Consider the following 9,083-nt stretch of genomic DNA (forward strand, 5'->3'; position numbering starts at 1 on the left):
GCCAGGTCCTCGCCACCTCGCTCGCCATGCTCCGCACCAAGCACGCCGATCTGCCCAGCCGCAAGCACGGCAACCCGCCGATGTAGCAGCGCCGTCCCGCGGTCCCCAGTTCCGGTGCCACCGACCACACACCACGCATCCGCCCGGGAGAAACCGGATCATGGCCGTTTCCGCCGCCCCCTGCATCCGCGTCGTCCGCGGCTCGCTCTCCGACGAGGAGCTCGCGGCCCTGACCGCCGTGCTGACGGCCCTCGCCGCGTCCCGGCAGGCCGCGGCCGCGCCGGTCGAGCCGACCGCCACCCGCCACCGGCTGGAGCTCCGCCCGGCCTACTTCTCGCCGGTCAGCTGGCAGCAGGCCGCCTGACGGACGGTCACCGGCGGGCCGCTCGCGGCCGCGAGCGGCCCGCTCCGGGCGGACATGGGAAGTGATCATGTTCGTAATTGGCCGCGGGAACGCCGGATGCGGCACAGTGGCCCCATGAGCCCGGACACGAGGAGTCACCACGCCGCCGGGGAGCGCGCCCCGGGCCGCCGGCGGCCGGTGCAGCAGCGCAGCCAGGAGCGGTACGGCCGGATCCTGGACGCCTGTGCCGGTCTGCTCGACGAGGTCGGGGCCACCGCGCTCACCACCAAGGAGGTCGCGCACCGCGCCCAGGTGCCGATCGGCACGCTGTACCAGTTCTTCGCCGGCAAGGAGGACCTGCTGGCCGCGCTGGCGGGCCGCAACCTCGACCACTACCTCCAGCGGCTGGACCGGCGGCTGAGCACCGAGACCCCGGACGGCCCGGCCGGGTTCACCGACCTCGCCGTGGACGAGTTCGTGACGATGAAGCGGGCCGTCCCCGGCTTCGGCCAGGTGGACTTCGGGCTGGCCGGCGCCGCCGTGCCCGCCGGGGTCCGGGACGACCGGCACCTGATCGACGCCGAGCTGGACAACAACACGGCCGTCGCCCTGCGCCTCCAGGCGCTCGGCGGGCGGCTCTTCTCCGCGGCCGACCCGGCGGCGCTCACGCTGCGCCTACGGGTGGCCCTGGAGGCGGCGGACGCCGTGCTCAAGCTCGCCTTCCGAGGCGACCCGGAGGGCGACCCGGTCCTGATCGCCGAGTCCAAGCGGCTGGTCCGCTGCTACCTGGCCGAACCCCCGGGCCCCCACCGAGGCCCGCACTGAGGACCCCCGCCGGGGCCCTCGCCGAGGCCCGTGCCAAGGCCCTCGCCGAGCGACGAGCCCGGCCGCGACGGCACCCCCGGGCGTCCCCGGCACCGTCACGCCGTTGCGAGGCCGTCCCCGCCGCAGCACAGTGGAAGCAGAACGGCCGCCCGCGCGGCCACCGCTACCCGAGGAGCAGACCATGCACGCAGCGGTAGGTGACCAGCTCCACATCCACAGCAGGTCGGTGGGCATGGTCGACCAGAAGGGCGAGATCATCGAGGTGCGCGGCGCCGAGGGCGAGCCGCCGTACATGGTCCGCTTCGAGGACGGCCACACGGGCCTGATCTACCCGGGGCCCGACTGCAACATCGAACGCCGCGAGGCGCTCCGCTGACCCAGGCGGCCGCCACCCCGCGCTCCCGCGGCGCGGGGTGGTGACTCACGTGTCCGCGCCCGCCCCCACACTGCCCGGCGCGCTCGCCGGGCTCGCACCGCTGCTCGACCAGTACGGCTACCTGGCCGTGGCGGTCTTCGTGCTGCTCGACAACTGCGGCATCCCGGCGCCCGGCCAGACCATCCTGGTGCTCGCCGCCGTCTACGCCGGCGCCGGGCACCTCGACATCGCCGCCGTGGTGACGATCGCCTTCACCGCCGCGGTCGTCGGCAACAGCCTCGGTTATCTGATCGGCAGCACCGGCGGCCGCGCCTTCGTCCACCGCTGGGGCCGCTACGTGCTGCTCACCCCGGCCCGGATGGAGCGCGCCGACGGCTTCTTCGCCCGGCACGGCGGCATAGTCGTCACCGTCGCCCGCTTCGTGGACGGGCTGCGCCAGACCAACGGCATCATCGCCGGCACCACCGAGATGCGCTGGCGGCGGTTCCAGCCGTTCAACGTGCTCGGGGCGGCGCTCTGGGTCGGCGTCTGGTCCGCCTTCGGCTACCTCGCCGGCGCCAACATCGGCGGGGTCTACCGGACGGCGATCCGCTACCAGCTCTGGCTGCTGATCGCCCTCGCCGCCCTCTGCGCCGCCCTCGCCGCCCGCCACCTGCTGCGCCGCCGCCGCAGGCCGGACGGCGGGCGGCACGAGCAGGCGGTCGACGACCCGCGGGACGGGCGCCCGGACGACGAGGGCCCGGACCACGAGGGCCCGCGGGACGAGGACTCACGGCACGACAGCCCGCAGGCCGAGAACCCGCAGGCCAAGGGCTCGCAGGACGAGGGCTCGCAGGCCTAGCGCAGCGGGAACACCTCGAACGGGACGGCGAAGCGCGTCCCGAGGCGGCTGCCGGCGGCCCGGCTGAAGCCCTCCAGGAACTCGCGCGGATCGCTCATCACGCCGCCCAACCCGGCCAGATACGCCTTGTGCTCGGCCAGCGAGGCGACGCCCTGCTCGAAGTGGTCGGTGGTGTCCACGGCGTGCCGGGACTCGGGCGAGGCGACCGCCCAGATCTCGCGCACGCCGTCCCACGGCTCGTGACCCTCGGCCGTCAGCTCACGGAACACCCACCGGTTGCCGGCGTCGCGCACCGCGTCCAGGGTGGCCCGGCCGACGGCGATGTGGTCGGCCTGGTTGAGGAAGACCCCGCCGTACGTCTCACGGAAGTTGCTGGTGATGACGATGTCCGGGCGGTGCCGGCGGACGGCGCGGGCGATGTCGCGGCGCAGCGGCAGCCCGTACTCCAGCACGCCGTCGGGGTGGCCGAGGAACTCGACGGTGTCGACGCCGACCAGGGCGGCGGAGGCGATCTGCTCGGCCTCGCGCAGCGGTCCGCACTCCTCGGGGCTCAGCGAGTCGATGCCCGCCTCGCCGCTGGTGACCATCAGGTAGACCACCTTCTTGCCCTGCGCCGTCCAGCGGGCGACGGCGGCGGCGCCGCCGTACTCCATGTCGTCGGGGTGGGCGACGACAGCCAGTGCGGTCTGCCAGTCCTCGGTGACGGGCTCGAACGGCTCGGGGGCCTGCTGCTCGCTCATGGTGGTGCTGCCTCTCCGTGGTGCTCGCGGTGCGGATGTCGGGTCGCTGCGGTTATTCGGTCGTACCGCTGGTGACTCTAGGAGATCGCCGCTCCTCCCGTCCGCCGAACGGCCCGTCAGGCACCCTCCCCACAGCCGCCTTTCCGCGGCGCGTCCCCTCGTCGGGCGCTCCCCTCGGACGGCGGCCGGATCAGCGTCCCGATGCCGGCGCAGAGCAGGTCCAGGCTGCGGGTGAACTTCTCGTCCGGCCCGTGCGCGGCCGCGGCGGCCACCGTCCGGGGGAAGCTCCGGTGGAGGGCGGCGACGGCCTCGGCGGTGACCGGCACCGCCGGTGGCTCGCTCTGCTCCTGGAGCACGTAGCCGGTGACGTGGCTGAGCACGGTGTCGGCGGCCGTGCCGCAGTGCTCCGGGGGCACGCCGGCCTCGGCGAGGGTGGCGAGCAGCCGTTCCATCAGCGAGAGAGCGCCGGGGCTGAGGACCTTCGGGCTGCCCGCGAGCATGATCGCCCCGCCGGGGTGCTGCCGGATGCTCTGCCGCAGGGCGACGGCCTGCGCCGTGACCCGCGCCGGCCAGCCTGCCCGCGCGGGCAGTGCGGCCAGGGCCGCGGTGCCGGCCTCGTACGCCTGCCGGACCACCCGGTCCGCCATCAGCTGGAGCAGCGCGGCCTTGCTGGGCACGTGGTAGTAGAGGCTGCCGGCGTGGACGTCGAGCCGCTCGGCGACCCTGCGCACGGAGAAGCCGTGGTAGCCGGTCTCGGCGAACACCGCCATCCCCGTCTCGATGATCCGGTCCACGGTCAGCTTCACGGCCGCAGTCTAGCGAGTCGTGCCGACATTCAAACACTGTTTGAAAACGCTCCGAGTCGCGCTACTGTCATGATCAGCAAAATCGCACACGGCTCGGAGGGGGGTGGTGACGATGGACGTTCTGCTGTTCAACGTGACCACGGCGGCACTGATGGTGCTGATGTTCAACGGCGGTCTGGCCCTGGTCGGCCAGAGCACACTGAGCCGGCGGCGGATCCCCTGGGCGGCCGTCGGCCTGACCGGGATCGCGCTCGCCGGGGTGGCGCTCCAGCTCTGCTGGTCGGGGGCGATGGGCGCACTCGACGCGGACCCGGCGAAGTCCGGCTGGTGGCGCGTGGTCACCTCGGTCTTCATGCAGAACGGCGGCTTCGGCGGGGCCGCCTGGAACATCGCCACGCTCGCGGCCGTCGCGGCCTTCGCCGACTGGTTCTGGGGTGCGCCGCTGACGCTCGGCCTGTTCGCCGCGGGCATCCTGCTGCCGGAGCAGATCGACAAGCTGTGGGGCCAGACCTCCCACAGCACCGACCCCCGCAACTTCGCCGGCAGCTCCGGCGCCACGTACTTCCTGGGCGCGACGCTGGCCGCCGCCCTGCTGCTGCGCGGCGGCGCCGACGAGACCTCCGGCCGGGATGCCGGGAAGGGCTCCGAGGACGAGGGCGCCGGCCGCGGCAAGGCCGTCCGCAAGACCCGGCTGCTCGCGCTCGGCGTGCCGGTGCTCGGCCTGGCCATGTGGTTCGCCCAGGAGAACGGACACGGGCTGGTCTCCGCCTACGGCTTCGCCCTCGGTGCACTCGTCTGGGCCGCGTTCCGCACCGTCCTGCGACCGGACCGCGACCTCATGCAGCCGCCGCGCACGACGGTCGCCTCGCTGACCGGGCTCGTCGGACGGCGGACCCGCAGCGCCGGCTAGCCGGAAGGCGCCGCCCGCCCCGCCCCCGCCGTTCCACCATGACCACGAGGGAGAGAGCATGTCGGAGAACCTGCGCCGGGAAGTGTCGAAACTGGTCGACCAGGAGGTGGCCAGGATCCTGGAACAGACCGACCGCGACGTGGCCCGTACGGTCAACCGGGCGCTGGGTGCGGGCGACGGCGCCCCGGCCTTCGACACCGCTCGCTGGCAGGCCCGGCTCGGCGAGCTCCTCGCCGCCCACCACATCCCCGGCGCCGCCCTGGCCGTGCTCGCCGACGGCGAGATCCACGAGGTGGCCGCCGGCATCCTGCACACCGGCACCGGCGTCGCGGTGACCCCGGACTCCGTGTTCCAGATCGGCTCCGTCAGCAAGGGCTACACCGCCGCCATGGTGGTCCTGCTCGCCGACGCCGGGAAGCTGGACCTCGACGCGCCGGTCGCGGACGTCCTGCCGGACTTCGCGGTCGCCGACGCCGTGGCCGGCCGGACGATCACGCCGCGCCAGCTGCTCAACCACACCAGCGGCATCGAGGGCGACCACGTCAACGACACCGGCCGGGGCGACGACTGCCTGGCCCGCTACGTCGAGAGCGCGCGGACCGTCGGCCTGACCAACCCGCCCGGCGCCACCATGTCGTACTCCAGCACCGCCTACAACGTCCTCGGCCGGATCGTCGAGGTGGTCACCGGCCGGACGTGGGACGAGGCGCTCAAGGAGCTCCTCCTCGCCCCGCTCGGGCTGGAGCACACCATGACCCTGCCCGAGGAGGTGCTGCGCTTCCGCGCCGCCATGGGGCACATGGGCGAGCCGGGCGAGCCCCCCGTCCCCACCCCGCTCTGGAACATGCTGCCGCGCTCCGCCGGTCCGTACGGCGGGATCAGCGCGACCGCCGCCGACGTGGCCCGGTTCGCCCGGGTCTTCGTGGACGGCGGTGCCGCACCGGACGGCACCCGGGTGCTGCCGGCCGCCGTGGTCGACGCGATGCTGACCCGCGAGGTCGAGATGCCCGACCAGTGGTTCCTCGGCGCCCACTGGGGCCTGGGCTGGGGCCTGTTCGAGTGGGACGGCGCGCGCGGCTTCGGCCACGACGGCTCCACCTTCGGCCAGCTCGCCTACCTGCGCGCCATCCCGGAGAAGGGCCTCGCCATCGCCTTGCTGACCAACGGCGGCGGCGCCGCGCCCAAGGTCTTCGAGGCGCTCTGCCGTGAGCTCTGCGCCGAACTCGCCGGGGTCACCATGCCCGGGTTCGCGCCGGCCGCCGAACCCCCGGCCGTGGACACGGAGCCGTTCCTCGGCGGCTACAAGCGCGAGGGCTTCCTCATGACCATCGCCGCCGGCGACGGCGGCCCGGGCACGCTGCGGCTGAGGTACGAGGGCGCGGACGGCCTGGCGGGCACCTTCGACCCGCTGGTCTGGCACCTGACCCCGGTCTCGCACACGCCGGCGAAGACGGTGTTCGCCGGCCGCCGCAACGAGAAGGACGCGTGGATCCCCGTGGTGTTCTACGCCCTCGCCGACGGCAGCCGGTACGTCCACTTCGGCGTCCGGGCGACGGCCAAGTCCGCCTGAGGCGCCTGCCGTCCGGAGGCGCGGCCCGGAGCCGATCCGCCGCACCTCCGGGCCGCGCCCCGGGGCGGCCGGCCGCCCGTGGCCGCCGGAATGATCGCAGAGCACCGCCCGCCCACATTGCAGAGGATTCTCTGCAGAGACCTCTATGCAGAGAATCCTCTGCAACCTACGATGACACCATGACCGAGCACCCGGAACAGCCGACCCCGCCCGCCACGCCGCAGCGCCGGCTCGACGCCACGAGCCTGCGCGGCCTGGCCCACCCGTTGCGGATGCAGATCTTCGAACTGCTCAACCTGGACGGCCCGTCCACCGCGACCCGGCTCGCCGAGCGGCTCGGCGAGAACACCGGCACCGTCAGCTGGCACCTGCGCCACCTCGCCGACCACGGCTTCATCGAGGAGGACACCGGCCGCGGCACCAAGCGCGAACGCTGGTGGCGCCGGGTGCCCGTGGCCAACCGGCTCGACACCACGGACTTCCGCGACGACCCCGCCAGCCACGGCGCGCTCACGCTCTACGTGCACCAGGTGGTGCAGAACTCCTTCAACCGGGTCACCGCCTACATCGACCAGGAGTGGGAGGACGAGTGGCGGGATGTCGGCACCGTCTCGGACTGGAGCCACCTGCGCCTGACGCCCAGCCAACTCAAGGCACTGAACGAGGAGTTTGAGGCCGTCATCGCCCGCCACACCCCCGGGCCGGACGCCGAACCCGACCCGGACGCGCTGCCGATCGTGGTGCAGCTCCAGTCCTTCCCGCGCCGCGCCGGGGGTGCCGAGTGAGCCCCGCCGCGCGCGGCGGGCTGCTCCGCCGCCACCGGGACTTCCGCCTGCTCTGGAGCGGCGAGACCGCGGGGAAGTTCGGCGCCTCCGTCACCGGCGTGGCGCTGCCGCTGATCGCCGTCTCCGACCTGCACGCCTCGACCTTCGAGATCGGCCTGCTGAACGCCGCCGCCTGGGCGCCCTGGCTGGTGATCGGCCTGCCCGCCGGCGTCTGGGTGGACCGCTTACCGCGCCGGCCGATCATGCTGGCCACCGCCGCGGCCTCACTGCTGCTGTTCGCCGCCGTCCCGCTCGCCGACCGGCTCGGCCACCTGAGCATCGGCCTGCTGCTGGCCGTCTCCCTGCTGACGGGCACGGCCGCCGTCTTCTTCCAGACCGCCTACACCGCCTACCTGCCCGGCCTGCTCGACCCCGCCGACCAGCCCGAGGGCAACGCCAAGCTGCACGGCAGCGCGTCCGCCGCCCAGCTCGCCGGGCTCGGCTCCGGCGGCCTGATCGCCCAGTTCGCGGGCGCGGTGAACGGCATGTTCGCCAACGCCGCCACCTTCCTGGTCTCGCTCGTCTGCCTGAGCCGGATCCGCCACCGCGAGACCCCCGCCCCCCGCAAGGAACGGGCGCTGCGACGCGAGGTCGGCGAAGGCCTGCGCCTGGTCGCCGGTGACCGCTGGCTGCGCACGCTGACGCTGTTCGGCGCCGCCTCCAACCTGGCGCTGATGGGGTACCAGTCGATCCAGGTCGCCTTCCTGATCCGCGAGGTCGGGCTCGCCTCCGGCACGGTCGGCGGGCTGATCGCGGCCGGGGCCAGCGGCGGCATCGCCGGGGCGTTCGCCGCCCGCCGGGTCGCCGCCGGGATCGGCACCGCCCGCGCGATGCTCCTCTTCGAGCTGGGCCTGCCCGGCCTCGCCCTGCTGATCCCGCTCACCACCGACGGGGTGGGCGTGCTGCTCTACGTCACGGGCGGGTTCAGCATCTCCGCCGGAGTGGTGGCGGGCAACGTGCTCAAGTCGAGCTTCCAGCAGAGTTACTGCCCGCCCGAGCTGCTCGGCCGCCTCTCCGCCAGCGCCGCCGTCCTCAACTACGGCACCATCCCGCTCGGCGCGGTGCTCGCCGGTGTCCTCGGCACGACGCTCGGCCTGCGCCCCGCGATGTGGCTCGCCACCGCCGGTGTCCCGCTCGCCGCCCTGATCCTGCTGTTCTCCCCCGTCGGCCGCACCCGCGACCTCCCGGCCTCCCGCCGCCCGGACCGGACGGAGGAGGGGGCGGACGGCCACTCGAAGGCCTCGGCCCTGCGCTGACCCGCCTCCCTCCGGGGCCCTCGCCGGTGACGGCGGGGGCTTCTGGCATTTGCACACTCGATTCAAAAGCGGCGTGAACGGGCCCTTCGGCAACCGATCGAAGACGCCCTCCATCACGCCCTCCCCGGATGCGATCGGGCTGGCGGAACTCGCCACCGTCAGGCGGCGACAATCGCAACGACTCCCAATACCGTTCCCAGCACCCCTATCAGGCTGTTCGTCACATTGACCAATTCGGCATTGACATGGGCGTCGGCGCGACTGGTCGGGTTCGCCGCTATGTTCGCCCAATTCGCAGAGATCTGATCGCTGCGTGAGTCTATTGTCCAGTCGTCATCCCGCGACCCGGATTCGAAGGTGCCGGAGACGTGACCAGCATGCTGGAAGGTGTACACCTTGCTCTGAGAGTCCTTCACAGCCCACACGAGCTGGGTGTTGAACTCATCGGCACCGGAATCATGAAAATGTCCCGAAAATGTGAACGTGCCATCGTCGCGAATAGTCAGATGCGCATTGCCACCGACTGGAATTCCGGTCGCGAAGACGATAGGCGCGAAATCGAAGCTCAACGTCGTCGGTAGGTCGTGCGGCA

11 protein-coding genes are annotated in these 9,083 nt (G+C 73.1%); 8 read left to right on the top strand and 3 right to left on the bottom strand.

Annotation, left to right across the window (positions count from 1 at the left end; all coding sequences use genetic code 11):
* Positions 1–160: 160 nt before the first annotated feature.
* The 4 genes from ACZ3YO_RS19160 (at position 161) to ACZ3YO_RS19175 (ending at position 2,385) form a co-directional block, all read left to right on the top strand.
* Positions 161–364, top strand: a complete 204-nt coding sequence (locus ACZ3YO_RS19160; RefSeq protein WP_465570561.1) for an acyl-CoA carboxylase subunit epsilon — start codon at positions 161–163, stop codon at positions 362–364.
* 114 nt (positions 365–478) lie between these two features.
* Positions 479–1,168: a TetR/AcrR family transcriptional regulator gene (locus ACZ3YO_RS19165; protein WP_465570563.1), complete on the top strand. Its 690-nt coding sequence runs from the start codon at positions 479–481 to the stop codon at positions 1,166–1,168.
* 181 nt (positions 1,169–1,349) lie between these two features.
* Positions 1,350–1,544 (top strand): DUF1918 domain-containing protein, encoded by a 195-nt coding sequence (locus ACZ3YO_RS19170; protein ID WP_360625484.1) that lies wholly within the window; start codon positions 1,350–1,352, stop codon positions 1,542–1,544.
* Positions 1,545–1,593: 49 nt separating this feature from the next.
* Positions 1,594–2,385, top strand: a complete 792-nt coding sequence (locus tag ACZ3YO_RS19175; protein ID WP_465570567.1) for a DedA family protein — start codon at positions 1,594–1,596, stop codon at positions 2,383–2,385.
* Here the strand turns inward: ACZ3YO_RS19175 and ACZ3YO_RS19180 are convergent.
* The gene (locus ACZ3YO_RS19180) at positions 2,382–3,125 is read right to left on the bottom strand and encodes a PIG-L deacetylase family protein (RefSeq protein WP_465550023.1); all 744 of its coding nucleotides are present in this window, start codon (positions 3,123–3,125) and stop codon (positions 2,382–2,384) included. The two genes, ACZ3YO_RS19175 and ACZ3YO_RS19180, sit on opposite strands and share 4 nt — an antisense overlap.
* A 116-nt stretch (positions 3,126–3,241) precedes the next feature.
* On the bottom strand, positions 3,242–3,931 hold the full coding sequence (locus ACZ3YO_RS19185; protein ID WP_465570570.1) for a TetR/AcrR family transcriptional regulator: 690 nt from the start codon (positions 3,929–3,931) through the stop codon (positions 3,242–3,244).
* A gap of 112 nt (positions 3,932–4,043) precedes the next feature.
* Between ACZ3YO_RS19185 and ACZ3YO_RS19190 the strand changes: the two genes are divergently transcribed.
* From ACZ3YO_RS19190 to ACZ3YO_RS19205, 4 genes are all read left to right on the top strand, one after another.
* On the top strand, positions 4,044–4,841 hold the full coding sequence (locus tag ACZ3YO_RS19190) for a hypothetical protein (protein WP_465570997.1): 798 nt from the start codon (positions 4,044–4,046) through the stop codon (positions 4,839–4,841).
* A gap of 58 nt (positions 4,842–4,899) precedes the next feature.
* Positions 4,900–6,411 carry a serine hydrolase domain-containing protein gene (locus ACZ3YO_RS19195; RefSeq protein WP_465570573.1) on the top strand — a complete coding sequence of 504 codons (1,512 nt, stop codon included), beginning with the start codon at positions 4,900–4,902 and terminating at the stop codon, positions 6,409–6,411.
* Positions 6,412–6,590: 179 nt separating this feature from the next.
* Entirely contained in the window at positions 6,591–7,196 is a 606-nt protein-coding gene (locus ACZ3YO_RS19200; RefSeq protein WP_465570576.1) for an ArsR/SmtB family transcription factor, read from the top strand.
* Positions 7,193–8,491, top strand: coding sequence for an MFS transporter (locus ACZ3YO_RS19205; RefSeq protein ID WP_465570578.1), 1,299 nt, complete (start codon positions 7,193–7,195; stop codon positions 8,489–8,491). Before ACZ3YO_RS19200 ends, ACZ3YO_RS19205 begins: the two co-directional genes overlap by 4 nt.
* A 158-nt stretch (positions 8,492–8,649) precedes the next feature.
* Here ACZ3YO_RS19205 and ACZ3YO_RS19210 read toward each other — a convergent pair.
* A partial coding sequence (locus ACZ3YO_RS19210) for a hypothetical protein (protein WP_465570581.1) occupies positions 8,650–9,083 on the bottom strand: 434 nt, incomplete at its 5' end.

Source organism: Kitasatospora sp. NPDC022785 (genome assembly GCF_055561295.1).